At 61.6% G+C, this 23,038-nt stretch carries 25 protein-coding genes; 9 read left to right on the plus strand and 16 right to left on the minus strand.

Going from position 1 to position 23,038, the window contains the following annotated elements:
• The 9 genes from thiD to NW806_RS02360 form a co-directional block, all read right to left on the minus strand.
• On the minus strand, positions 1-657 hold a 657-nt coding region (thiD, locus tag NW806_RS02320; protein ID WP_414409864.1), incomplete at its 3' end, for a bifunctional hydroxymethylpyrimidine kinase/phosphomethylpyrimidine kinase.
• A gap of 98 nt (positions 658-755) precedes the next feature.
• Positions 756-950 carry a hypothetical protein gene (locus tag NW806_RS02325; RefSeq protein ID WP_414409865.1) on the minus strand — a complete coding sequence of 65 codons (195 nt, stop codon included), beginning with the start codon at positions 948-950 and terminating at the stop codon, positions 756-758.
• A gap of 42 nt (positions 951-992) precedes the next feature.
• Positions 993-1,298 carry a 2Fe-2S iron-sulfur cluster-binding protein gene (locus tag NW806_RS02330; protein WP_414409966.1) on the minus strand — a complete coding sequence of 102 codons (306 nt, stop codon included), beginning with the start codon at positions 1,296-1,298 and terminating at the stop codon, positions 993-995.
• 8 nt (positions 1,299-1,306) lie between these two features.
• Entirely contained in the window at positions 1,307-1,564 is a 258-nt protein-coding gene (locus NW806_RS02335) for a DUF1816 domain-containing protein (protein WP_414409866.1), read from the minus strand.
• Positions 1,565-1,628: 64 nt separating this feature from the next.
• A complete protein-coding gene (gene rlmB, locus NW806_RS02340; RefSeq protein ID WP_414409867.1) occupies positions 1,629-2,489 on the minus strand; it encodes a 23S rRNA (guanosine(2251)-2'-O)-methyltransferase RlmB in 861 nt (286 codons plus the stop codon).
• An 11-nt stretch (positions 2,490-2,500) separates the two neighbouring features.
• The gene (locus tag NW806_RS02345; RefSeq protein ID WP_414409868.1) at positions 2,501-2,923 is read right to left on the minus strand and encodes a ribonuclease III domain-containing protein; all 423 of its coding nucleotides are present in this window, start codon (positions 2,921-2,923) and stop codon (positions 2,501-2,503) included.
• 22 nt (positions 2,924-2,945) lie between these two features.
• Positions 2,946-3,422: a photosystem I reaction center subunit XI gene (locus NW806_RS02350; RefSeq protein WP_414409869.1), complete on the minus strand. Its 477-nt coding sequence runs from the start codon at positions 3,420-3,422 to the stop codon at positions 2,946-2,948.
• A gap of 71 nt (positions 3,423-3,493) precedes the next feature.
• Complete coding sequence (locus NW806_RS02355) at positions 3,494-3,613, minus strand: Photosystem I reaction center subunit IX (protein ID WP_099812540.1); 120 nt, start codon at positions 3,611-3,613, stop codon at positions 3,494-3,496.
• A gap of 40 nt (positions 3,614-3,653) precedes the next feature.
• Positions 3,654-4,199: a Photosystem I reaction center subunit III gene (locus NW806_RS02360; protein WP_414409870.1), complete on the minus strand. Its 546-nt coding sequence runs from the start codon at positions 4,197-4,199 to the stop codon at positions 3,654-3,656.
• 166 nt (positions 4,200-4,365) lie between these two features.
• Between NW806_RS02360 and tsaD the strand changes: the two genes are divergently transcribed.
• Complete coding sequence (tsaD, locus tag NW806_RS02365) at positions 4,366-5,463, plus strand: tRNA (adenosine(37)-N6)-threonylcarbamoyltransferase complex transferase subunit TsaD (protein WP_414409871.1); 1,098 nt, start codon at positions 4,366-4,368, stop codon at positions 5,461-5,463.
• Here tsaD and mnmG read toward each other — a convergent pair.
• On the minus strand, positions 5,424-7,358 hold the full coding sequence (mnmG, locus tag NW806_RS02370) for a tRNA uridine-5-carboxymethylaminomethyl(34) synthesis enzyme MnmG (protein ID WP_414409872.1): 1,935 nt from the start codon (positions 7,356-7,358) through the stop codon (positions 5,424-5,426). The two genes, tsaD and mnmG, sit on opposite strands and share 40 nt — an antisense overlap.
• Before the next feature lie 295 nt (positions 7,359-7,653).
• Here mnmG and thrC point away from each other — a divergent pair, with 295 nt between their 5' ends.
• The 3 genes from thrC to NW806_RS02385 all read left to right on the plus strand — a co-directional run bounded on the left by thrC (position 7,654) and on the right by NW806_RS02385 (position 10,014).
• Positions 7,654-8,994, plus strand: a complete 1,341-nt coding sequence (gene thrC / locus NW806_RS02375; protein ID WP_414409873.1) for a threonine synthase — start codon at positions 7,654-7,656, stop codon at positions 8,992-8,994.
• 139 nt (positions 8,995-9,133) lie between these two features.
• On the plus strand, positions 9,134-9,409 hold the full coding sequence (locus NW806_RS02380; RefSeq protein WP_414394685.1) for a ubiquitin-like small modifier protein 1: 276 nt from the start codon (positions 9,134-9,136) through the stop codon (positions 9,407-9,409).
• A 17-nt stretch (positions 9,410-9,426) separates the two neighbouring features.
• On the plus strand, positions 9,427-10,014 hold the full coding sequence (locus tag NW806_RS02385) for a DNA-3-methyladenine glycosylase (protein WP_414409874.1): 588 nt from the start codon (positions 9,427-9,429) through the stop codon (positions 10,012-10,014).
• On the opposite strand, the gene NW806_RS02390 is transcribed toward NW806_RS02385, so the two are convergent.
• Positions 10,011-10,271 (minus strand): hypothetical protein, encoded by a 261-nt coding sequence (locus NW806_RS02390; protein ID WP_414409875.1) that lies wholly within the window; start codon positions 10,269-10,271, stop codon positions 10,011-10,013. The two genes, NW806_RS02385 and NW806_RS02390, sit on opposite strands and share 4 nt — an antisense overlap.
• 278 nt (positions 10,272-10,549) lie before the next feature.
• Between NW806_RS02390 and NW806_RS02395 the strand changes: the two genes are divergently transcribed.
• Positions 10,550-12,445, plus strand: a complete 1,896-nt coding sequence (locus NW806_RS02395; protein ID WP_414409876.1) for a hypothetical protein — start codon at positions 10,550-10,552, stop codon at positions 12,443-12,445.
• Here the strand turns inward: NW806_RS02395 and NW806_RS02400 are convergent.
• The 3 genes from NW806_RS02400 to NW806_RS02410 form a co-directional block, all read right to left on the minus strand.
• Positions 12,442-13,908: a DASH family cryptochrome gene (locus NW806_RS02400; RefSeq protein WP_414409877.1), complete on the minus strand. Its 1,467-nt coding sequence runs from the start codon at positions 13,906-13,908 to the stop codon at positions 12,442-12,444. The two genes, NW806_RS02395 and NW806_RS02400, sit on opposite strands and share 4 nt — an antisense overlap.
• A gap of 22 nt (positions 13,909-13,930) precedes the next feature.
• Positions 13,931-14,257 (minus strand): HU family DNA-binding protein, encoded by a 327-nt coding sequence (locus tag NW806_RS02405; protein ID WP_414409878.1) that lies wholly within the window; start codon positions 14,255-14,257, stop codon positions 13,931-13,933.
• Between the two features lie 96 nt (positions 14,258-14,353).
• Positions 14,354-14,581: a cytochrome b6f subunit family protein gene (locus NW806_RS02410; RefSeq protein ID WP_414405707.1), complete on the minus strand. Its 228-nt coding sequence runs from the start codon at positions 14,579-14,581 to the stop codon at positions 14,354-14,356.
• Between the two features lie 148 nt (positions 14,582-14,729).
• On the opposite strand from NW806_RS02410, the gene NW806_RS02415 reads away from it, so the two are divergent.
• Positions 14,730-15,173, plus strand: coding sequence for an ATP-binding protein (locus tag NW806_RS02415; RefSeq protein ID WP_414409879.1), 444 nt, complete (start codon positions 14,730-14,732; stop codon positions 15,171-15,173).
• Here the strand turns inward: NW806_RS02415 and NW806_RS02420 are convergent.
• Complete coding sequence (locus tag NW806_RS02420; RefSeq protein WP_414409880.1) at positions 15,170-16,774, minus strand: DUF3352 domain-containing protein; 1,605 nt, start codon at positions 16,772-16,774, stop codon at positions 15,170-15,172. The genes NW806_RS02415 and NW806_RS02420 overlap by 4 nt on opposite strands.
• A 338-nt stretch (positions 16,775-17,112) precedes the next feature.
• On the opposite strand from NW806_RS02420, the gene tatC reads away from it, so the two are divergent.
• From tatC to NW806_RS02435, 3 genes are all read left to right on the plus strand, one after another.
• Positions 17,113-17,799 carry a twin-arginine translocase subunit TatC gene (gene tatC, locus NW806_RS02425; protein WP_414409967.1) on the plus strand — a complete coding sequence of 229 codons (687 nt, stop codon included), beginning with the start codon at positions 17,113-17,115 and terminating at the stop codon, positions 17,797-17,799.
• Between the two features lie 610 nt (positions 17,800-18,409).
• On the plus strand, positions 18,410-19,633 hold the full coding sequence (locus tag NW806_RS02430) for an NAD(P)/FAD-dependent oxidoreductase (RefSeq protein WP_414394673.1): 1,224 nt from the start codon (positions 18,410-18,412) through the stop codon (positions 19,631-19,633).
• A 125-nt stretch (positions 19,634-19,758) separates the two neighbouring features.
• Complete coding sequence (locus NW806_RS02435; RefSeq protein WP_414409881.1) at positions 19,759-20,613, plus strand: DUF2993 domain-containing protein; 855 nt, start codon at positions 19,759-19,761, stop codon at positions 20,611-20,613.
• 443 nt (positions 20,614-21,056) lie between these two features.
• Here the strand turns inward: NW806_RS02435 and NW806_RS02440 are convergent, their stop codons facing one another.
• Positions 21,057-22,931: a cation:proton antiporter gene (locus NW806_RS02440; RefSeq protein ID WP_414409882.1), complete on the minus strand. Its 1,875-nt coding sequence runs from the start codon at positions 22,929-22,931 to the stop codon at positions 21,057-21,059.
• Positions 22,932-23,038: the final 107 nt, after the last annotated feature.

Raw genomic sequence — 23,038 nt, forward strand, 5'->3', positions numbered from 1 at the left:
GGGGATCCGCTTGCTTTTGAGCACCTCGAGCCGCTCGCCGTCAAACCACACGTCCACCCCCTGCAGTTCTCCCGGCATGCCTCCCCCCTTGACAAGTACAGCCTTACAGCCTAGGGCGTGGATGCGGCGGGCCGCCGTCTCCATATCCGCCAGCGACTGCAGTTCCATCCCTGCCAAAATCTGGGCTTCGTAGCGGTTGGGGGTAACAACCTGAGCCAGGGGAATTAGCCGCTCGCGGATGGCCTGGATGGCCTCCTCCGCCAGCAGCTTGGCCCCCGTGCGGGAGACCATTACCGGATCTACCACCAGTGGCTGCAGCGCCCAGCGCTCCACTTGGCGGGCCACCTCGCGCACGATCTCAGCATTGAGCAACATGCCGGTTTTGATCCCTTGCACCCCAATGTCCTGCACCACCGCTTCAATTTGAGCAGCCACTGCCTCTGGCGGCAGCGCATCCACGCGGTTGACCCCCAGGGTATTTTGGGCAGTTACGCAGGTGAGGGCGGAAGTGCCATGAACCCGCTGGAAGGCAAAAGTGCGCAGATCCGCTTGAATGCCGGCTCCGCCGCCGCTATCGGATCCGGCAATGGTGAGGGCGACAGGGGGGCGCTGCTCGGCCAAAGTTGGAGCTGGTGAAGCTGGTTCAGATACAGACATTGGCTAAACGAGAAAAGCTAACGAGGGCACTGCTGGTAGCTATCAGCTTGCTGGCTCCCAACCCCCTAGAGGGGGCTAGAAGCTGGCTAAGCGTGAATCTAGTAGCCATTGTCGGTAGTAGCCACCACCTCTACCCAAACCCTATCCCCCTCCACCGCCGTCAGACTCCAGCGCAGGAGGCGGGCCGTTTGCCCCAGCTCTCGGGCGACTTGGTGGAGAAGGGATCCCTCCAGTTGAGCAGCAGAAAGCGGCAAACTCAGGGGCAAAGCTAGACGCAGAAAATGTAGCCTCACAGTCTTCTCACGCTGAACTCACGCCAACCAGGGAGGGCAGAGCTAGCGGCCAAACTGCAAACGATAGACTTCTTCCTCCTGATCTGTTTCCACCTCCAGATCGGAGGTAGGATAGGCCACGCACAGCAGGACAAACCCCTGAGCCTTGAGCTCGGGCCCGATCATGGCGTTAGGCTGGGCCACGGATCCCGACTTCAGTCGCCCTGCACAGGTGGTGCAGACACCTGCTTGGCAGGAAGAGGGCAGCTCTAAGCCGTGTTCAAGAGCCGCCTGTAAAACCGTCTGCTCCGCCGCCGCAGGAAAGCGGTAGGTTTGGCCCCGGTGGTGGACAGTTATCTGGTAAACCATGACGGCCCTCAAGAACCCGCCTGCGAAGAGGTGCGAGCCACTGTTAGCGTCTGCGGCTGGCGCATTTTCTTTATCTGAACCTCGATCTTCTGAACCCCTTCCGCCTTCAGGTCGGCGATATAGCTGCCTTTGTGCGCTTCTGCTTCTTCCAGGCTAGTGAAGGGGCCGTAATAGTAGGTGCAGTCGTCGGTGGCAATCTCGATCCAAACCGCTAAGCCGCGCAGCCTATCCAAGAGGCTGATCAACCTCTTCAGAAGACTAGTCAAAGGGTTGCTCACAGGATCGATCCCCCGCTAAGAAGTGCCAGCAAACATTCGGAACTGCCTGCAGTCACTTAGATTCTACTGCGTTTGTTGAGAATTTGTTGAGAAATGTTTCAGTGCGCTTGAGCTGGTGAGGGGAGCGCTGCCGGTGGATCTCGTAGAGGACGATGCCCGCTGCTACCGAAGCATTCAAGCTTTCCGTGCGGCCCGATAAGGGAATCGACAGCAGTTGGTCGCAGTGGCGCTGGGTAAGCAGGCTAATGCCTTCCCCTTCCGATCCAATCACCAAGGCGACGGGTCGGCGAAAGTCGGCGCTATAGACGGGGGCAGCTCCCTGGCTGGTGGTGCCATAGATCCAAAACCCTTGCTCTTTAAGGTACTCTAGAGCGCGATTTAAGTTCACCACCCGCGCCACGGGCAGGGTGGAGAGAGCGCCAGCTGCCACCTTCATCACTGTCGCGGTCACCCCTGCCGCCCGCCGCTGCGGGATCACCATCCCCTGCATGCCAAACGCCTCCACGCTACGGGCAATAGCTCCCAGGTTGTGGGGATCCTGAATCCCGTCTAGCACCACCAGCACCGGCTGGGGGCTAGCCTGGCGGCTGCGCTCCACCAGCTCTTCTAGATCCACGTATCGATAAGGGGTAGCCTGGGCGGCGATCCCCTGATGGTTGGCTCCACCCGTAAGGAGGTTTAGCCGCTGGGGAGAGACCTCATCAATAACCGTGCCGCGCGCTTTGGCCTCCTCCAAGAGCGACAAAAACTGGGGGCTATACCGTAGCCTCGGCACCACCCAAACCCGGTTGAGGGTAGCACCGCTCCGCAGGGCCGCAAGTAAAGTCTGGCGACCGTAGATGATCTCTTGTTCCGCTTCGGGCTTGGGCTCCATGGGTCGCCGCAACTTGCGTAGGCGAGAAGGCTTAGGCATGAGAGGAAGACCTAAATCATCTCAGCCAAAACATCGGTGAGGGCAAGAATGGAGCGCAAGCGGTCGGGATTGGTGAGGTAGAGGTAGCCCAGGATGGTTTCCAGGCCACTGGCATTTTGATAGTCGGCTAGGGGCAGATGCCGAGGTGGGCGACCGCAACCATTGCGGCCCCAGCAGACAATAGCCTGCTCTTCAGGGCTGAGATATGGTAGCAGCGCTAACAGCAGCTTGGCCTGAGCCGAGCCGCACACCCGCCTCACCACCCGCTGATGGTAGCGCTCTAAGCGATCTGGGGGAAACAACTGTTGCCGCCGCACGTGGAGTTCGTAAATGGCATCCCCCAAGTAAGCTAAGGCGGCCGGCGACAGGCGACGGATCTCGGTCGACGGCAATCTTTCGGAACTGGGATCAAGTCCAAGGAGTGGATCGCTCACGGCTGCTGACAAAAATTGGAAATTAGCGAAAGGGGGGAAACAGGAGATCGCCATTGAGCAAAAGCAGGTAGGCAACGATGGCTCCCCCCACTCCCCCTATTAAAAAGCCGGCAGCCAATTCGCTCCAGGCCTGGGATCCCTGGACTGGCCCGCCATGGCGCGGCGAGGAGACGGTGCCGTAGAGAGAGAGGGCCGCCGTCAGGATCAAAATGAGGCCACAGGCTCCCAAGAAGCCACTCAGCAGGCCAATAGGCTCGTTGCGCAAAGGCCCGAGCTTGGCAAAGGGCCCCACCAGCCAATAGCCGTGGGCCATACCAATTTCCAGACCCCGCCAGATAGGACTGGCTCCCGGTCGGTTGATCGGCAGCCAACTTAGGAAGAGACGAACGGCAGGCGCGTGGTTAATCGGTGTCTGGAGGTTGCCAATTTGCGGATCCCCTTCTGGGGCCGTGATGTATTCCTTGCCAGAGGGAGCAGTGTCGACAGGGGACTCAGGCATGAGGCAATCTTGTGTCCAGGCTAAGAGAAGCAGGGATCCCCGAGGCTCTGTGGGGATCCCTACCCCTTTATTTAGAACGTCAAAATGTCAGGGAAGAAGCGATTGATCTCAATAAACAGGGCAAGGAAGAAGCTGGAAAACAAAATGAGGGCTACCGGAGCGGTGGTGAGAAATTTGGTGAAGTCAGCCATATCGACCTCTCACAGGGAATGGGTTGACTCAGTTCCTTCCTCAGCGAGGAGAGACGGGAACAGCCTCCTCTGGGGCTTGAATTTCACCGCTGGCAATTTCCTTGAAAGCAGCGGCAGGCCAGGCCAAAGCCGTGAGGAAACAGCGCAGCGCCAAGGGAACGTCGATGATACTTTCTTTCATCTCCGGCTCCTCGCTATCGCGAACGGCAATTAGGTAGGAGCGGCCTGCCCAGCCCAACCAGCCGGCAAGGTAGAGGAAAAGTAAGCCAGGGATGAGAAACTCACCTGCATGGCTCCAGCGGCCATCGGTAACCAGGTGAGGCAAGCCTTCTTCGCCACAGAGCAGCTTGCTGTAGCGCTCAAAACGCTTTTCGGTTTGGACCAACTTTTGCTGGTAAAGGGGAGCCAACTCAGGGCTAGCGTTGCGGATTTTCTCTTCGAGGCTGCTCAGGCGCTGATCTCGTAGAGCCTGGAAAGCAGGAACTTCGCTACAAGGCTTCAAGCCAATCAAAGGCTCTGCCTGCACTGCCTGGGTAAAACCAAGCACTAGGCAAAGGGCCAAAAGGAGACTCAAAAGGGTTCGCATGGCAGGATGTGTCCTTGAGCTAGGGACTCAATGGGGAGGAATGCTCAGTGAAGCAACGAGCACCAAACGGTTAGTATCATACTCCTGAGCGCCTTATCCGGAGGGATCCCGGGTTTTAGCTCACACAATTCTTAAGGATCCTGAGGCATTCCCACCCCTTTTTCCCATGGCCTGTGTCCTTGCCATTGAAACCAGTTGCGACGAAACGGCTGTGGCGGTGGTGGAGGCGGAGCCAACCTGGCCAACCTTTGCCCCGCGGCAGCTCAGCTCGGTGGTAGCTAGCCAGATCGACCTCCATGCAGCCTACGGAGGTGTGGTGCCGGAGGTGGCCTCCCGCCGCCATGTGGAAACTTTGCCATTTGTACTGGAGTCAGCGCTGCAGCAGGCCGGGCTAGGCGTAGCCGAGGTGGATGCCATTGCCGTAACTTGTGCGCCGGGCCTGGTGGGATCCCTGCTGGTGGGGCTGATGGCGGCCAAGACCTTGGCGCTACTCTACGATAAGCCCTTGATTGGGGTACATCACCTGGAGGGCCATCTCTTCAGCGGCTTTTTGGCCACAACCGACTTGCAACCTCCCTGCCTGTGCCTTTTGGTTTCGGGAGGCCACACCAGCTTGATCTGGATGAAGGATTACGGAGAGTACCAGACGATGGGCCGCACCCGCGACGATGCTGCCGGCGAAGCCTTTGATAAGGTGGCGCGGCTGTTGGGGCTGGGCTACCCGGGGGGGCCCCAGATCGACCGCTGGGCGCAACAAGGGGATCCCCATCGCTTTCCCCTGCCGGAAGGCAAGCTAGACCGCCCCTACGACACCAGCTTCAGTGGCCTGAAGACGGCTGTGCTGCGCCTCGTCCAGCACTTGCAGCAGGAAGGCCAGGAGCTGCCCATTGCCGACATTGCCGCCAGCTTTCAGGCCTGCCTAACGCGCGTCCTCACGGAAAAAGCAGTGGCCTGCGCCGAAGCTCTTGGCCTCTCAACCCTGCTGCTGACTGGCGGGGTGGCTGCCAACCGGGAGCTGCGCGCTCGCCTTCTGGAAGCGGGTCAGCAAAAGGGCCTGCGGGTGGTGATCCCGCCTGTTGCCCTCTGTACCGACAACGCCGCCATGATTGGGGCAGCCGGCCTCTGTCACTGGCTGCGCGGGGAGGTCTCCCCCTTGGATTTGGGCGTGGCTTCGCGCATGGCGCTGGAGGAGATCCCTGCTCTCTACACGGCTGGGCGCAAAGATTACCGCGAGCTGCCAACAGGTTCTGCCGTCGCTCTCTGACGCTGTCTCACCTCGAGGTAGATGAGCAAGGCGTTGATGTCGGCAGGGTTGACGCCGCCAATGCGAGCGGCCTGGCCTACGGTCAGAGGCCGGACTGCTGCCAGTTTCTCCCGCGACTCTTTGGAGAGGGTGGGAATGGAGTGGTAGTCCAGATCGGGAGGAAGAGGGCGGTGGTACTGCTTGCTCACCTGCTCGATCTGGGCTTGTTGCCGCTGGATGTAGCCGCTGTATTTGACGGCAATTTCCGCTGCCTCCTGCTCAAAGGGATCCAGCTCCTCATTTCCCAACCCCAGCTCCAGCAGGTTGGCGTAGTGGATCTGGTTGCGGCGCAGGAGCTCAGCTAAGGTGGCGGATCCTTTGATCCCCTGGCCAGTCAGTTGGCTGAGGTGGATCCCGGCGGGGTCGTGGGCCTTAACCCGCTGGGTTTCCAGGCGCTCAATCTCGGCGGCAATACGAGCCTGTTTAGCCTGGAAGAGAGCCCAGCGGCGGTCGTCGATGAGGCCCAACTCTCGCCCTAAAGGAGTGAGGCGCTGGTCAGCGTTGTCGGCGCGCAGGATAAGGCGGTATTCGGAGCGGCTGGTGAGCATGCGGTAGGGCTCCCGCAGCTCTTTGGTGCAGAGGTCGTCGATAAGGGTGCCGATGTAGCTGGACTCGCGCGGCAGCGTGACTAAGGGTTTGCCTTGCACCAACCGGGCGGCGTTGATCCCGGCAATGAGCCCCTGGGCTGCTGCTTCTTCGTAGCCGGTGGTGCCGTTGATCTGGCCGGCGCAGAAGAGCCCCTGCACCTTCTTGGTCATCAGGGTGGGATAGAGCTGGGTGGCCGGCAGATAGTCGTATTCCACCGCGTAGGCAGGCCGCAGCATCACGCACCGCTCCAGGCCGGGCAAGGAGCGCAACATTTGGATCTGGATCTTCTCGGGCATCCCCGTCGAGAACCCTTGGATGTAGAGCTCCGGCAGATCCCGCCCCTCGGGTTCGATAAAGACAGGGTGTCTCTCCTTGTCGGCAAAGCGCACGATCTTGTCTTCAATGCTGGGGCAGTAGCGCGGCCCTTTGGCCTCCACCCATCCGCCGTAGACAGGAGTCTCGTGGAGGTTCTCCCGGATGATGCGGTGCGTCTCCGGCGTGGTGTAGGTGAGGTAGCAGTCCATCTGCTCCCGCGGCACCCACACTTCTGGGTCAAAGCTAAACCAGCGTAGGTCTGGATCCCCTGGCTGCCGCTCCATCACGGAGAAATCAACGCTGCGGCGATCCACGCGGGCAGGGGTGCCCGTCTTCAGCCGGCCTGTCTCAAAGCCCAGTTGGCGCAGGGTGTCAGTCAGGCCTTCGACGGCAAATTCCCCCGCACGTCCAGCAGGTTGCCAGTGGCGGCCAATCCAGATGCGCCCTCCCAGAAAGGTGCCCGTGGTCAGGATCACCGCCCGACAGCCGAAGACGCTGCCGAAATGGGTAACCACGCCCACCACTTCCTCGTTGAGCCCCAGCACCAGGTCGGTGACGGTGCCCTCTCGAAGAGTCAGGTTGGGCTGGTTTTCTACCACCGAGCGCATCACCCGCGCGTACTCCCGCTTGTCGGTTTGCGCCCGCAAGGCCCATACTGCTGGGCCCCGCGAGCGATTGAGCACCCGCTTTTGCAAATAGGTGCGGTCGGTAACTTTGCCCATCTCACCGCCGAGGGCGTCAATCTCATGCACCAGTTGCGACTTGGCCGGGCCACCCACGGCGGGGTTACAAGGCTGCCAGGCAATCTTGTCCAAGTTCAACGTCAGCATCAAGGTCCTACAGCCCAGTCGCGCTGACGCTAGGGCCGCTTCACAGCCGGCGTGCCCCCCACCCACGACGATCACGTCGTAGTGGTCAAGAAAGTCCACGTTGTCCCGTCCGACTTTGAGCATACGCTGGCTTCTGCTGGTGAGTACCGGGATCCCAAAGGGCATCAGATTGTTTCAGCTTGTTTTTCCAGTTTAGCGAGAGGGGCAACGCCTGAGATTGTGGGGGCCCTTGACCCCAGCAGCGCCAGCCAGTCCCTTGCTCGTCACTTGACACTCCAGGGTAGGAACCTTCCTGCCTCTTGGCCAGAGCCAAATCCAGACTATTTTAGTCGGGTTTGGTTGACGGGCTAGATCGCGGGTGATAGGATTGACCTCGGGCTGGGTAAGCCAGATCCATTTCTCCCGCTGAAGGCTTCCTATGACGCCAACCCTTTCCCAACGCCTGCTCGGCTCTGCTGATTTGCCCTCCAACTCTGCCTTGCGCAACCCGCAGGTGGGCTTTAGCCGTTTGCGCTGCCGCGAATGTGGGGCCGAGTACGAGCCGGTCGCCAAGCACGTGTGCGACCTGTGTTTTGGCCCCCTGGAAGTGGTCTACGACTACGACTGGCTCAAGAGCGTCGTCAGCCGGCAGAGCATCCAAGCCGGGCCGCTGTCTATCTGGCGCTATCGGCCTTTCCTGCCGGTGGTTTCGGAGCGCCCTATCGATGTCGGCACCGGCATGACTCCCCTAGTGAAAGCGGAGCGGCTGGGGCGGCGACTGGGGTTAAAAAACCTCTACCTCAAGAACGATGCCGTCAACATGCCCACCCTCAGCTTCAAGGATCGGGTGGTGTCGGTAGCCTTGACCCGCGCCAAGGAGCTGGGCTTTACCACGGTCTCTTGCGCCAGCACGGGCAATTTGGCCAACTCCACGGCTGCCATTGCCGCCCATGCCGGCCTGGAGTGCACTATCTTCATCCCGGCGGATCTGGAGGCAGGCAAGGTACTAGGGTCCCTCATCTACAGGCCCACCGTCATGGCCGTGGAGGGCAACTACGACCAGGTGAACCGCCTCTGCGCCGAGGTGGCGGATCGCTACGGCTGGGGCTTTGTCAACATCAACCTGCGCCCCTACTACGCAGAAGGCTCGAAAACCTTGGCCTACGAGGTGGCGGAGCAACTAGGTTGGCAACTGCCGGATCAGGTAGTGATCCCGCTGGCGTCGGGATCCCTGTACACTAAGGTTTACAAAGGTTTTCAGGAGTTCGTGAAGGTGGGCCTAGTGGCAGAAAAGCCGGTTATTTTCCACGGCGCCCAGGCCCGGGGCTGTGCGCCCATCGCCCAGGCCTTCCGCGAGGGGCGGGATTTTGTTACTCCCGTTAAGCCGAACACCATCGCCAAATCCATTGCCATCGGCAACCCCGCTGATGGCATCTACGCCCTGGAGATTGCCCGCAAGACCGGCGGCCAGATCGAGACGGCCACGGATCCCGAGATCATTGCCGGCATCAAGCTCCTGGCCGAGACTGAGGGCATCTTCACCGAGACGGCTGGCGGCACCACCATTGCCGTGCTCAAACGCCTGGCCGAAGCCGGCCAGCTCGATCCCGAGGCGATTACGGTAGCCTATATTACCGGTAATGGCTTGAAAACCCAGGAGGCGGTGCAGGCGCATGTGGGCCACCCGCTGGTAATTTCGCCCAAGCTGGAGAGCTTTGAACAGGCGCTGGAGCGGGCCCGCACCCTGGAGCGGCTGGACTGGCAGGAGGCCTCGGTTTGAAGAGGGGGGATCCCCCAAGAACTTTCCTGGTACAGACCCGCCTTCGGGTCAAGGGGGTCAACGTGAACAATTCACGGCATTGACAGGGTGCTGCTACCTTGGTCTTCTAATGTTGGTCGATGGACGAAGCACTGGGCTTATGGCAGTCAAGGTGTTAATTCCCACCACGCTGCGGGCGCTCACCCGGAACCAGGAGGTGGTGAGTTGCGAGGGATCCACCATCCGTGAACTGCTGGAGGCTCTGGAGCAAAGCTATCCAGGCATCAAGGCGCGGCTGTGCGATGAGAGGGGAGAATTGCGCCGCTTTGTCAATCTTTACGTTAACAGCGAAGACATTCGCTTCCTGAAGGGATCCGACACCCCTCTGCAGGATGGAGATGAGGTGAGCATTGTCCCTGCTGTGGCAGGGGGCTGAGGGCTAGTGAGCCTACGGTGGACGCTAGGGACTGGCTGAGCCAGCCGGCGCCGATGGTGGCGCCTGCTCTGCTGGGCATGGTGCTGGTGCGGCAATTTGCCGATGGGCTGCAGGTGCGGGCTCAGATTGTGGAAACAGAAGCCTATACAGCCGGGGATCCGGCCTGCCACGCCTATCGCCGTAAGACCCGCCGCAACCAGGTGATGTTTGGGCCGCCAGGGCATCTCTACGTCTATCGCATCTACGGCCTCTACCACTGCCTGAACATCGTCACCGACGCGGAGGGGATCGCGTCAGCCGTTCTAATCCGCGCAGCCCAGTTGGATTGCCTGCCGGAGTGGATCCCGGCCAATAAGCGCATGAAACCGGCGCGGGTGGCGGCGGGTCCGGGCCTACTCTGTCAGGCGTTGCGCATTGACGGATCCCACAACGGCTGGCGGCTGGAGCCGGTGGTAGTCGGCCAGGAAGGCATTTGGCTGGAGGGATCCCCTGCCTGGGAGGCACAGTTCCCCATTGTCCAGACCACCCGCATCGGCATTACCCGCGGGGTGGAGCTCCCGTGGCGCTGGTACATTAAGGGGCATCCGGCGGTATCTTGCTACTAGGAAGGCAAGATGAACCCAAGCCCTTCGCCGGTGGGGGAGCTTGTTGCTTCTGGCTGCTCTGCCGCTTGGGGCAGCCCCACCTCTTTGGCAGCAGAAACCTGGATTGCGCTAGGGGTGCCGGTAGTCCTCAGCTCTGCCTGGGGCGGAGGCAAGCTGGAGGGGTGTCGATCCCCAGAAGCGACGGCAGCGAAAGCTTCTGCTCGGGATCCCGTCTCTGACCGTTGGGCGAACAAAAACAGACCTGGCTTAGGAAGCATCAGATTGCAGCTGGCTTTTCGAAAGGGATTTGCGTAAGGATAGAGGGAGTGAGGGGTGCAACTCACCCTTGGGTGAGACAGGTTAAGCATGAATAGAGTTAGGGTTAAAGGCCCAGGACGGTGGTTCGGGGGCTTCTCCTTGCCCAATAGACGCTGGGGCGCGGCTGTCCAAAAGAAGGCAGCGGAGCGATTTCTGCCGGCTTTTAGGTAGTCGGTGTCAACATGGGGGGTTTGGGTTGCTGCCACTTCCCAGCTTGTGGGAGAGGATGAGCTGCACGATGCCACGACGGGTTTCCCCTGCGCTGCTCTCCCTGCCTGCACTCAGTGCCTTGGTGCTGGCCCTCTCAGCCTGCGGCGAGCTCTCTTCCTCGAATGTCTCTCCCAGCCTTGTTCCCCCTTCTACCCTGCAGCCAGTTTTCACGCCAACTCCCCTTGGTCTTTCCACCTTTGCCCTCACACTCGAACAGGCCCGCCAATCGGGTTTGGCGGTGCCCAGCAACCGCATCGTTTTGCTGCTCCAAGAACAGGGATCCGATCTGGTGGCCCAGCTGCCGGCTTCTGAGGTGGAGCGCTGGCTGGCCCGCACCCCTACCTGGCCGGGGGTGGAAGGGATCGACCTGAGCATTAACCTGGGCAGCTATCGCCAGACTGCCAACGCGCCCCTACGCCCGGGGCAACCAGCCACCTTCACCTTTACCGACCCGCCCGCTGGCGAAGCCGAGCTTAGGGCTGTTGCCTATCGGGGATCCACCACCTTGGCACAAGGAAAGGGATCCCTGACTCTTTCTGCCCGCTCTGGAAGCGCTGACAGCAGCAGTCGCCGCCTGAGCCTGCTGGTGCTCTCCGAGGTGGAAGTGCCGCTGCTGCACGCAGGGGCAGGGGTGCCGGCGCCTGGCCAGCCGTTGTTGCTGTCGGGGGAAAATCTGGAGCGGGTGGAAAGCGTTCTTTTTGCCTCAGCCGCCAATCCGGAGCGCATCCTGAGGGGGGAAATTCGCTCGCGCAGCCGCAACAGTCTGACGGTGATGCCGCCAGCCTCCCTTTCCGGCACGGTCTGGGTGGCGGTGGCCGACGCTGAAGGACAAGGACTGGGAACCTGGATTGACGAGTGGCCCACTCCCACCCCCACTCCTACAGCAGCCTCGGGCTGGCGAGTGGAGACCCTCCTCGATGGCCGCACCGCTGCGGCAGCCAAGCCGGAGGGCAGCAGCTCCGATAACGAGGGGGAGGCCGGGATCTCCCTGCAGCAGATCGGCGGCATTGCCGCAGACCCCGAGGGGTTCTTTTACTTAGCCGACCCGGCCCAGCACCGCATTTTCCGGCTTTCCCCCGAAGGGGAACTGGAGGTGTGGGCGGGCAGCGGCAAGGCCGGCCACCGGGATGGGGTGGCGGAGCAGGCCCAGTTTCACTCCCCCCAAGGGCTACTTTGGGATCCCAAGGGGGGGTTGTGGGTGGCCGACAGCGGCAACCATTGCCTGCGCTACATCAGCCGACAGCGGCGGGTGAGCACCTTTGCCGGCACCTGTTCAGCCGGCCACCGAGATGGAGAGCGCGACGAGGCGCAGTTTCGCGAACCCTTTGGCCTGGCCCTGGGTCTGGACGGCAGCCTTTACGTGGCCGATCGCGCCAACCGCCGCATCCGCCGCATCACTCCCACGGGCAAGGTGACGACGGCCGCTGGCACCGGCCAGCCGGGATCCGCCGATGGGCCGGCAGACCAAGCCCAGCTTCTGGAGCCGACAGCTCTGGCAGTGGACAAGGCGGGTAACCTCTGGATTGCCGATAGGCATCTCCTGCGCCGGCTCTCTGCCGACGGACACCTGACCACCCTCTCCCAGGCGGAAGCAGGCTACCGCGATGGCCCTCTGGCGGAGGCCCGTTTTCAAACCCTTGCAGGGCTGGCCTTCGACAGTGCGGGGGTCCTCTGGCTGGCCGACCAAGACAACCGCCGCATTCGCCGTCTTCAGCCCAGCGGGCAGGTCTCTACCCTGGCCGGGGGGGATGAGCCTGGCTGGCAGGATGGCCCGGTGGTCTCAGCTCGCTTCCAGCGGCCTGGCTCTCTGCTTGCCTTGCCAGACGGCAGCTTGGTGGTGGTGGATGCTGGCCTGCCTGGCTTGCGGCGTCTTAGCCGCGTCGTCCCCCAGCCCGCCACTCCCGTTTCGGGGGGATCCCCCTAGGTGCGACGGTGACGGGCCAGGGCCGCTTCGTAAGCCCGCCGACTGGCCTGCAGGGACTTTTCCAAATCCACCACGGGGCGGGGATAGTCTACCCCCAGCCGCACGCCAAACTGCTTTTGCTCAGCGGCGCTGAGACGGTAGGGCTCGTGGATCTTGTCCCCCGGGATTCCGGCCAGCTCCGGCAGCCAGTGGCGTAGGTAGTGGCCCTGGGGATCGTAGGCGCGAGATTGCTTGGGAATGTGGAAGTAGCGAAAGCCGCGCGCATCGTTGCCCACGCCGGCGGTGTAGTTCCAGTTGCCGTAGTTGCTAGCCACGTCGTAGTCAATCAGCAGCGACTCAAACCATTCCGCCCCCAAGCGCCAGTCGATCCCCAGGTTCTTGGTGAGAAAGCTGGCCACATTCTGCCGCCCGCGGTTGGACATAAAGCCAGTGGCGGCCAGCTCCCGCATGTTGGCATCCACCAGAGGGTAGCCGGTCTCGCCGCGGCACCAAGCCTGAAAGCGGTCCCAGTCCTGCTGCCAGGGGATGGGGATCCCTTGGATCCCCGAGGGACGAAACAGCTTGGCGCCATGCTTGGCCAGGATGAAGCGAAAGTAATCCCGCCACAGCAGCTCGAAGACCAGCCAGTAGGTGGATTCGTTGCGCACCCGCTCCTCCTCGTAGCGCTTGACTTCGGCATACACCGTGCGAGGAGAAAGGCAACCCAACGCCAACCAGGCAGAAAGACGCGAGCTGTCGTTGGGATCCAGCATGCCGTTGCGGGTTTCTTTGTAGACGCGCAGCCGATCCAGATCCCAGATATAGGTCTGCAGGCGCGCCTGGGCAGCGGTGCTGCCGCCGGTATAGACAAAGCGGGCGCGGGGATCCGGCGGCGGCAAGCTCAACCCCAGCTCCGCCAGAGTGGGCAGAGGGCCAGGGTCCAGCCCTGGCGGCAGGGGCGGCAGGGAGGGGATGGGCAGGGGAGCGCGAATGGCGGCCTTGGCTTCCACCTGCTGGCGGAAGCGGGTGAACACCTCCGGCAGGTCTGCCAGGGCAAAGGGGAGGTCAGCAGGATGGTAGAGGGTGTGGCCCCACTCCAGGTGCAGCGGGATCCCTAAGGGCTGAAGCGCTTGCTGCAGGGCCCTGGCAACCGCCTCCTCCTCCGTGCCCACCTCTTCGTGGGCATAGACAGCCTTCACCCCCCACTCCCGCGCCAGGGCCGGGATCACCTGCTCCGGCTGGCCTTGGCGGATGACCAGATCAGAGCCGCGGGCCCGAAGCTGCTGCCGCAGGTCAGCCAGGCTTTCCAGCAGGAACTGGGCGCGGAAAGGACCGGTCTTAGGAAAGCCAAAGGCCGTCCGGCCAAAGTGGCGCGGATCCAGGCAGTAGAGGGGAATGAGGAAGGATCCCTGCTGGCAAGCGCGCGTCAGCGGCTGGTGATCCAGCAGGCGCAAATCGGTGCGAAACCAAACCAGAACGGCCATTCTAGACGGATGCCGGCGCTTCTCAATCCCCTCGGCGTTTTCTCCTAGGGCGTCCCAGCTCCGGGCTGGGGACAAAATAGGGCACTTGGGCAGCCGGGATGTGGACAGGAGCCTTAGTGCGGGGGTGATAGGTTTGCCGGGCCGGACGGGGCCGCAGCAAGAAGGTGCCAAAGCGCGCCAGCCGCACGGATCCTCCTTCCGCCAGACATTGGCTGATGCTGTCTAGCATTGCCTCTAGGGCAGCGGCAGCCATTTTGACGGTCAGGCCATCCACTTGCGCAGCCATCTGGCGGGCCAACAAACGGCGATTTAGATGGGGAGAAGCCACAGCCACCTCCCAAAACGGCAAGATATTATAAGCTTCCCTAGCTCTACAACGGCGCCGAAGCTGGCTACCAAGCCGAAACACCAGCATAGGGAAACTTGCTAGGCCACCTCCAGCGCTTCAGCGAGCCTTCTCCTGCGTCGGGTTAGAATCGACCTCCTCCACCTCACTCTCGAAAAACCAGTGCCGCGAGCGGTCAGGAAACTCCAGGATATAGCCAATGCCGCTGCCATCGACCACCCGCCGCGCCAGGACCACGCCCTCCTTGCCCACCAAGGCGCTCACCTCTTCCTGCCCGCGATCGCGAATGGAGCGCACCCTAACTTTATCGCCAACTTTGATCGCCATAACACCAGAGGTAACCGCGAAGAGCTTCACCACTCAAGATGGTACGGCAAAAGTAGCTATCCCTTTCCCCAAACTGGCCTGCGCCGGCCGACGCAGACGGCCATTGCTAAGATCGACAAGAGCGTTGTGCGCCGGGAAGACCGCCCCTGTGATTGCCCTGTCCCTAAAACCCGCCCATTGCTCCTGGAGCGTTATCAGCTTTCCCTCCACCCTCTACACTCAGCCGATTCTGGATCTGTTGGTTGCCAAAGTTCCTCCTCCCTGGAGGGCAGAGGTACGCCTGGGCCTGCAAGAAGCCCTCATCAACGCTGTCCGCCATGGCAATGGTCTGGATCCCAACAAGAGGGTGATCGTCGAATACACCAGCTCCGAGCGCTTCTACCAGTGGCTAGTGCGGGATCAGGGATCCGGCTTCTGTCCCCAGCAGGAGCTGCAGCGCTGCCGCTGCGGCCTCTTGGAAACAGAGGAATCGGGCCGGGGGGTGCTCCTGCTGACCCAAATCTTTGACTTTGTGGAATGGAACGAGACGGGCAACCAAGTCTATTTGGCCAAGTTCATCTACCCCGGCTGCCGCGATCCCTGGATAGTCTAATACCACTGCCAAAACAGCTTGCCCCTCTGGAGAAGCCAGCAGCCCCGATCGGGGTAGGGAGCTTCAGAGAACTTCAGGGCAGTAGTGGCAAAGGCAAAGCGAGTGGATGACCAGCGGGATCCCGAAAGCTGAGGCAGCCAGGTTTCCAGTAAGCCTAAGGATCCATATCCATAACCCAGGTTGCGGTGAGGCAGGGGAGCCACCAGGCGGCGCCAGGCACGAGTGGCGCTCAAGGGGGGATCTGCCAGGGCCGCTTCCAGAGCCGCCAAAGACGAAGCCAGATAGGAATAGCCGTCCCGGTCAGCGTGATACACCTGGGCTAGCGGCGGCGGCTTTGGGATCGCGGGCAGGTTCTGAGGCACCAACTCTGCTAGGGGCTGGACTACGGGTTTGCTCCAGGCGGTGGCGACGCCGTGTTTTGTTGCCATCGACACCACCTGCCAGCCCTGGGCAATTGCCCGCTCATCCAGCGTCGGTGCCTCCGGCCTCTTGCCAACCCAGAGCCAGGCCGGTTTCCCATCCGCGGGTAGAAGGGCAAGGGCAAACTCTCCCGTTTCCGGCACCAGCCGCTGCCAGTCCAGGTCGACCTGGGCTGGCCCCCACTGACCCGGATCCAGCGGCAATCCCAGAAGGCGGAGGGGCTGCACCTGGCCCAGGCTTTGCCAAAAGACAGCCCAGTTGCGGCCGGACACCAGCGCCAGCGTCTCGTCGGGCAGCTGACCAATAACCTGGGGACGAAAAGCTTCGCTCCTAGGCAGGGCAAAGTTGGCAGGCGTATGCCAAAGGGCAGCCGTTTCTGCTAGCAAACCCTGAAAGCTCACCCCTAGCCCCAGCCCCACCGCCTGTAAGGTCAACCCTTCGGCGGAGGCCGGCTGCGGATTTTGCCAGAAGGCCCAACCTACCTGCGCCGGTGGCAGCGCCTGGATGACCTGCCGAAACTGCGGCTCGGCCATGAGCGACAACTGCGGCACCTGCCAGGCATCGATAGCGGCGCGAAGGGCTGCTGCCTTCTCTGCCAACAGCACGTAGCGCTCCCCGAAAAGGGCTGCCGCAAACCCCGGCAACCCTGGCAGCGGACTGGAGACTACCTGGATGCCCTTGTAGGTGTCCACCTGGACCGGCAGACCGGCCAAACTCTGCCGCTCCCACAACAGGTTGAGCTCAAACTGCGCCAGCGCTGGCTTGCGGATTTCCAGGGCAACCAAGGTGCCCCACTCCGGCAAGCTGGCCAAGAGGGTGCTTTTTCCCAGCCAGGGCTGCACCTCCCGCTCGAAATTCAGGGATCCCCCCGCCAAGAGGGATCCCAGCCATCCTGGACCTTCGCTGGAGAAAAATTTGCGCCACTGCTGGCGGGTAGCGCGTCGCTGGGAGGCGGGGGTTGCCGCTTGCCAAAACGCCTGCAGATTTTCCAGGGGAACAGCTAGCAGCAGCAGCGCCTGGGTGGAGCGGGGGGCCAGGCCCACAATCGGCGGCAGCTCATGGCGAACCAGCAACAAGGCCAGCGGACTTTGGGTGAGCAGCCAAGCGATTACCCACACGCTCATGGCCGCCAGCAGGCCCAGACCAATTAGGATGCCGCGCCGGAGTTGCCCTTGTCCCATACCTCCATCCCCAGTCTGGAATAGACGCTGTCTTGCCGCAAAGCTGGCAGTTAGCACCGCGTAACCATCTTACCTGGGAGGGGAAGTTGGCTCCCCTCGCTTGCCGTTAACCGCCACCTAAAAGAGTTTCCTGGGACAGCGGTGCGCTGACCCATGCTGAGGGGGGCGTGTTGGGCGGGCGCTTTTCCTTGAGGCTGGGGCAAGGCTAAGATAGCGGGAAAGGTTGTGTTGCCAGCCGGCTCATGCCCCTCGCCTCTGAGACTGACTCCTCGCAGCAAGCTGCGCCAGCGCAAGCGCCCACGCGGGTGCCCAATCCAGAGTTTCCCTACGAGGTCGAGATGACCTTGGTGGAGCACCTGGAGGAGCTGCGCCGCCGCCTCTTGGCCAGCCTCATTGCTGTGGGCCTGTGCATCGTCGCCTGTTTTTTGGGGGTAAACCGCCTTGTTGCCTTTCTGGAGGTGCCAGCCCGGGGGGTAACCTTCCTGCAACTGGCGCCGGGCGAGTACTTCTTCGTTTCCCTCAAGGTAGCGGCCTATGCCGGCTTGCTCTTGGCCACGCCCTTTTTGCTCTACCAAATCGTCCGCTTTGTGTTGCCAGGGCTAAGCGTCAGGGAGATCAGGCTGCTGGGACCGGCGGTGCTGGGATCCAGCCTCTTGTTTGTGGCGGGCTTAGCCTTTGCCTACTACCTTCTCCTTCCGGCAGCGCTGAACTTCTTTATTCGCTATGGGGAAGGGGTAGTGGAGCAGGCTTGGTCCATCGATCGCTACTTTGAGTTTGTGCTGCTGTTGATGTTCAGCACTGGCTTGGCCTTTCAGGTGCCAATTCTGCAGGCACTGCTGGGGGCTTTGGGGCTGGTAACTGCCGAGCAGATGCTCAAGGGCTGGCGCTACGTCGTTGTGGCTTCAGTGGTGGCGGGGGCCATTCTTACCCCTTCCACGGATCCCCTTACCCAGAGCCTCCTAGCCGGCGCGATCACGTTCCTGTACGGGTTGGGCGTTTTGCTGGTGAAGCTACTGGGTCGGTGACACGGGCGCTGGCTTGGGCAGCCTGGCTTCCCCGTGCGGGGAAAGCGGTTTGACCTTGGAAAGAAAGATGGACAAGCTCTACCTGCTCACCAAAATCCTTAGCGGTAACAGTCGAGACTGCAGCCCTGGTTAGGGCTGGAATACCAGCCTTTGGCAACAGCCGCACCCTTTGGCCAGCAGAAAGGCTCATTGGGGCAGAGGGAAAGTTTGTCCAATTTGTCTATCCCGGCAGGGGATCCGCCCCGCCCCTACCCTAGCTCAGGCGAGGGGGGTAGCTAGCTAGCTATGCGCCCCTAGTAAGGGGTGTGGGCAACAGTTGCTGCTGTTTTCCATCTTCAGTAGCTGCTGCAGGGCCTTGGCCAGCGGGGACAGGCAGCAAAGCTTCCTACTGCTGCTCGCTGCCGAAGAGGCTGCTGCTGCAGAAGCGGATTTTCTGAACTTTCTAGAACGAGTTCTTGACCTCAGGGCTTCTATGCTTTCTTGGAGTTTTTGCCCCAAAACAAACCCCTATCCTGCTAGAACCTACGATCCTTCCTATCCAGTTGGCAGTTACTGGGACAGCACGATAGCAGACTCCAGTTGGCGACACCCAGCACCTCTGCAAGGGCAGGTGGAGGCTGAGGTAGCCATCATTGGGGGCGGGTTCACAGGGCTTTCGACAGCCCTGCACCTAGTCCGCGATCACGGCATTTCCGCCTGCCTGCTGGAGGCGGGATCCCTGGGCTGGGGAGCCTCGGGGCGTAATGGCGGTTTCTGCGGCGTGGGGGCAAGCTGCCTGACTCACGCCCAGATGGTACGGCGGGTAGGGCTAGCGGAGACGGAGCGCTACTACCGGGATCAATGGCAGGCAGTGGAAACCGTCCAAGAGCTGGCTGCTACCGAGGGCTTTTCCCTGGATGCCCAGGGCCAGGGCTGGTACGCGGTGGCCCATCGCCCCAGTGCTTGGCAGGAGTTGGAGGCGGAATACCAGATCTACACCCAGGTGGCCGGCTACCCCGTTCAGCTCCTTAGCCCCAAAGAGCTGCGGGAGCGGGGCTTCGACAGTCGGGAGAACTACGGCGCTCTCCACATTGGCATTGGTTTTGGCCTCAACCCCCTCAAGCTTACCCAGGGGCTAGCTCAGGCTGCCCGCCGGTGGGGAGCCCAGCTATACAGTGCTAGCCCGGTTATCGCCTGGGAGAAAGTGGGATCCTACCACCTTTGCCATACACCGGGGGGGACGGTGCGGGCGCGCCACCTAGTGATTGCCACCAACGGCTACACGCCAGCCCACCTCTATCCCCAACTGGCGGGATCCCTGCTGCCGGTGCTTTCCAACATCGTGGTGACCCGCCCCCTGACGCCAGCGGAGCAAAAAGCTCAGGGCTGGTGGGATCCGACCCCTGTCTACGACACGCGGCGGCTTCTGTTCTACTACCGTCTCTTGCCCGATGGGCGGCTGCTGTTTGGGGGGCGGGATGGCACCTGCGACGACCCAGCGCAACGGCAGCGCCTGCAAGCTTGGATGGTGCAGCGGCTCTACCGCCTCTTTCCCGCCTGGGAGGGGGTGGAGATTGAGTACGCCTGGAATGGCTTGGTTTGCCTCTCCCGCCAGCTTCACCCTCACATCGGCCCTTCGCCAACGGATCCCAGCCTGTGGTACGGCCTAGCCTACCATGGCAGCGGTGTGGCCACAGGGGTGTGGGCGGGCAAAATCTTGGCTCAGGATATCGCCGGTAATCGACCCCAGATCAGTGCCCTCTTTCGTCAGCCGCCGCGGGTTTTCCCTTTCCCTGGCTTGCGGCTTCACTACCTGCGGTTGGGGTATCTTTGGTGGCAGTTGATAGACGGCTAGCTTCCCCAAGAGTGCGCGAGAAGCCCCTGGGCGCTGCCACCGCCCTGTCGTAATCTAGTCCTAGCCTGGCCCGAGAAAGCCCCCTAGCTTCTCGCCTTTTGGTTCTTATTCCCCTGAGGTGCCTCGTGCTGTCCCCATCTTGGCCTGAACAGGACTCTCTCCCCCTGAAGCCAACAACTAGCCGCCAACAACAGCCCTCCGCCGGGGGGCAGCGGCTGGGGTTTGCTCTGCTGCTTGGCCTGCCTGCTATGTTTTTGCCCTGGCCTGCCTTTGCCCAAATTGCCGGATCCCTGCTCAATCCTCTGGTGGCTGCCTGGATTCGCTCTGAGGTGCAGCAGGTGGACAACTTGCAGGTGCAAATTGCCGGTTCCGACGCCCAGATTCTCAAGGGTCAGATCCCTCAAGCTCAGGTCTCAGGAGACAACCTCATCTACCAAGGCTTCCAGATCAGCCATCTGCGGCTGCGGGGCCAAGATATTCGCCTCAATGTGGGGGAAGCTATTCAAGGGCGCAGCCCCCTGCGGCTGTTGGCCCCTGTGCCAGTGCAGGTAAGCTTGCGCCTCACGGAAGCAGACTTGAATCGCACCCTGCAGGCTCCCCTCATCCAGTCGCAACTGGCCCAAGCGCGGGTGCAACTGCCCTTTGGAGAGCAAACGGTTCCCTTTTTGATCCGCCAGCCCCAGGTTGCCCTAGAGCCAGGGCGGCTGCGCATCCGGGCCCAACTGGTTACTCCTGAGGGGGCGGAGGTGCCCGTTACGGTGGTGACTGGGCTGCAGGCTCAGGGCCCTAGCCAGTTGCGGCTGGTTAACCCTGTGTGGATAAGTAAAGGTCAGGAGATCCCTATCCCTGGCCTGGCAGATTTTCCCATCCAGTTGGATCCAGGTGTGCGCATTGATCGCTTGGAGCTGCAGCCCGGCCAGATCCTCTACGAGGGGATGTTGGTTATCTACCCGGAAGCGGCAACGCCACCGCGGGGGTAGTTGCTGCTGCTGAATTCTCTCCCCCGCAAGCTGCAGGTAGCCAGATACCACTTGACCAAGTTGAGGGCAGCGTTGAAACTACCCTATAACCGAGCTGGCCCCAGCCACGCCTATCGCCACAATCCCTTCTCTCCAACTTCTCAAGGTGGGGTGACGCCTGTTCTCTGGGCCGGTGAGCCAATGATGGACGTAGGCAACAAGGCACGCCATGACACCCAAGTCGTGGCAAAGGCTACCCCCAGAAGTGCCTTGTTCTCGAAAATAGCGCTGGCTACTGCTCCCCAAAATAGAAGAGTCCTCCCTACCCCTGCCACGAGAGCCGAAAGGGCAAGCAGAGCAAAGGCTCTCAACCAAGCGAGTGGTCTGGGTAGCCAAACAGGCCAGCGCATAGAGACCTCCCAGAGAGTAAGTCACTCAGCTTAATCTTGCCCCAGCTTGTGTTCTCACTCAGCCGAGCTAGGGATCCCTGCCCATTCCGGCTGCCCGGGGCGCCGCCACTGCTCCCACCAAGCCAGCACCGATTCCGAGGGACTAGCGTCATGGCTGCCGTTAGCAGGAGGTGGTGGCGGCCAGCTGACAGACGTGGGGATTAGGCAACTGGGGGGGAGAGGTCGCAGGTTGCGGTAGTGGCTGCTGCGGATGGCTAGGATCTCCTGCTGGACAACCTCCAGGGGCTCGCCCAGCTGGAGCAACAGGTGACTGCACAGCCCCAAGCTGGCCTCAAATTCCGGGTGGACGACTTCTCTAGCCCCCAACTGGTAGAGCTGTTCGACTTCCTCTTCGTGAGTGGCCCGCACCACTACCTCCAAGTGGGGCGCCAGTTCTAGCGCTTGTTTGAGGCAGAGGCGGGTGCTTAGGCAATCTGGCAAGGCAATGACCAGGGCGCGAGCTTGGTTCAGGCGAGCTTTCTCCAGCACCAGGGCGCTGGCAGCATTGCCGTAGAGGTAGGGGATCCCCTGCGAGCGCAGCTGTTGGATGACCTGTTCCGAGGAGTCAACTACCAAGAGGGGATAGCGACGGGCCTGCAGAATGCGCACCACATCCTGCCCCACCCGACCATAGCCGCACACCACCACGTGGCCCTCTTGAGGAGCCCTGGCATCCAGGTCGCGAGGCCGCTCGTCTGCTGCTAGCCAGCGAGACAAGAAGGGGATCCCTTGCAGTTTCCTCAGCAGCCCCGGCGCGCCCTTAAGCAAAAAGGGAGTGACAAGCAAGGTAACAGCAGTGGTGCTGACAATGAGCAAATACAGCTGCCGCGACACCAGTCCCAGGGCCTGCCCCTCGCTGGCCAGGACAAAGGAAAACTCGCCAATCTGAGAAAGGCCCAGCCCTACCAACACCGCCGCCGGGAGGGGGTAGCCAAACAGCCCAGCCAGAGGCGCCACCAGGCAAAACTTGCCCACCATCACTAGCCCCACCAGCCCCAGAATCAGCGTCAGGTGGTCAGCAATGAAGCGGGGATCGATGAGCATGCCAATGGCAGCAAAAAAGAGGGCAGCAAACACATCCCGCAAGGGCTCTACGTAGGCCAGGGTTTGGTCGGCGTATTCCACTTCCGAAATCATCAGCCCCGCAATGAAAGCCCCGATCTCGCTGGAAAGGCCCAGCCGCTCGGTTAGGAGAGCAATCCCCACGCAGAGGCTGATGACCCCCAGTAGGAATACCTCTTTGTTCTCCTGCTGGGCCAATAGCCGCAGCAAGGCGGGCACCAGCCAAATACCCCCCAGCACTGCTCCTACTGCCACCAGGCCAATTTCCGCTACTGACTTAGCCAGGGATCCCGCCAGCTCTGGCAGGGGAGCATCCAAAGCTGGCAACACCGCCAGCATTAGCCCTACCGCCAAATCCTGCACGATCAAGATCCCCAGCATGGCCTGGGCCTGGGGCGTGCCCATCTGGTTGGTCTCGGTGAGGCTTTTGAGCACCACCGCCGTGGAAGACAAGGAGAGCACCGCTCCCAAAAAGATCCCCTGCACCGGCGTCAGCCAGCCACTGGCCATCGCTAGCACCGCTGTGACTGCAATCGTTAGGCCAATCTGCAAAAGGCCGCCTAGAGCAATCCCGCGCACTTGGCGCAGCTCTTTGAGGGAAAACTCCACCCCCAAGGTAAACAGCAAAAAGGTCACGCCAAACTGGGCCAGGGTTTCCACCTGCACCACCTCTTTAATCCACCCCAGCCCTGTCGGCCCCACTAGGATCCCGGCTAGCAAGTAACCCAAAAGCACTGGCTGCCGCAGCAGTGCCGCTAGAAGCCCTCCTGCTGCCGCTGCCGCCAGTACTGTGGCAATGTCCAGAATCAGGCGAAAGTCTTCCTGCACAGGGACACCCACCCCGAAATATGAACTTTTGTAGCCGATCCTAAGGGCTCTTCCACGATACTGCTTCCCTCAGCCGCGTGGACAGATCCCCGCGCACTCCAGTCCAG

Origin of the sequence: Synechococcus sp. W65.1, from assembly GCF_047461615.1 — a bacterium.
Classification (GTDB): domain Bacteria; phylum Cyanobacteriota; class Cyanobacteriia; order Thermostichales; family Thermostichaceae; genus Thermostichus.

Bases quoted from the DNA above. Each gene is read 5' to 3' on its own strand.
- NW806_RS02330 (WP_414409966.1), bottom strand. From the start codon at position 1,298: ATGGTTTACCAGATAACTGTCCACCACCGGGGCCAAACCTACCGCTTT.
- rlmB (WP_414409867.1), bottom strand. From the start codon at position 2,489: ATGCCTAAGCCTTCTCGCCTACGCAAGTTGCGGCGACCCATGGAGCCC.
- NW806_RS02350 (WP_414409869.1), bottom strand. From the start codon at position 3,422: ATGCCTGAGTCCCCTGTCGACACTGCTCCCTCTGGCAAGGAATACATC.
- NW806_RS02355 (WP_099812540.1), bottom strand. From the start codon at position 3,613: ATGGCTGACTTCACCAAATTTCTCACCACCGCTCCGGTAGCCCTCATT.
- NW806_RS02360 (WP_414409870.1), bottom strand. From the start codon at position 4,199: ATGCGAACCCTTTTGAGTCTCCTTTTGGCCCTTTGCCTAGTGCTTGGT.
- tsaD (WP_414409871.1), top strand. From the start codon at position 4,366: ATGGCCTGTGTCCTTGCCATTGAAACCAGTTGCGACGAAACGGCTGTG.
- mnmG (WP_414409872.1), bottom strand. From the start codon at position 7,358: ATGCTCAAAGTCGGACGGGACAACGTGGACTTTCTTGACCACTACGAC.
- thrC (WP_414409873.1), top strand. From the start codon at position 7,654: ATGACGCCAACCCTTTCCCAACGCCTGCTCGGCTCTGCTGATTTGCCC.
- NW806_RS02380 (WP_414394685.1), top strand. From the start codon at position 9,134: ATGGCAGTCAAGGTGTTAATTCCCACCACGCTGCGGGCGCTCACCCGG.
- NW806_RS02390 (WP_414409875.1), bottom strand. From the start codon at position 10,271: ATGCTTCCTAAGCCAGGTCTGTTTTTGTTCGCCCAACGGTCAGAGACG.
- NW806_RS02395 (WP_414409876.1), top strand. From the start codon at position 10,550: ATGCCACGACGGGTTTCCCCTGCGCTGCTCTCCCTGCCTGCACTCAGT.
- NW806_RS02400 (WP_414409877.1), bottom strand. From the start codon at position 13,908: ATGGCCGTTCTGGTTTGGTTTCGCACCGATTTGCGCCTGCTGGATCAC.
- NW806_RS02410 (WP_414405707.1), bottom strand. From the start codon at position 14,581: ATGGCGATCAAAGTTGGCGATAAAGTTAGGGTGCGCTCCATTCGCGAT.
- NW806_RS02420 (WP_414409880.1), bottom strand. From the start codon at position 16,774: ATGGGACAAGGGCAACTCCGGCGCGGCATCCTAATTGGTCTGGGCCTG.
- tatC (WP_414409967.1), top strand. From the start codon at position 17,113: ATGACCTTGGTGGAGCACCTGGAGGAGCTGCGCCGCCGCCTCTTGGCC.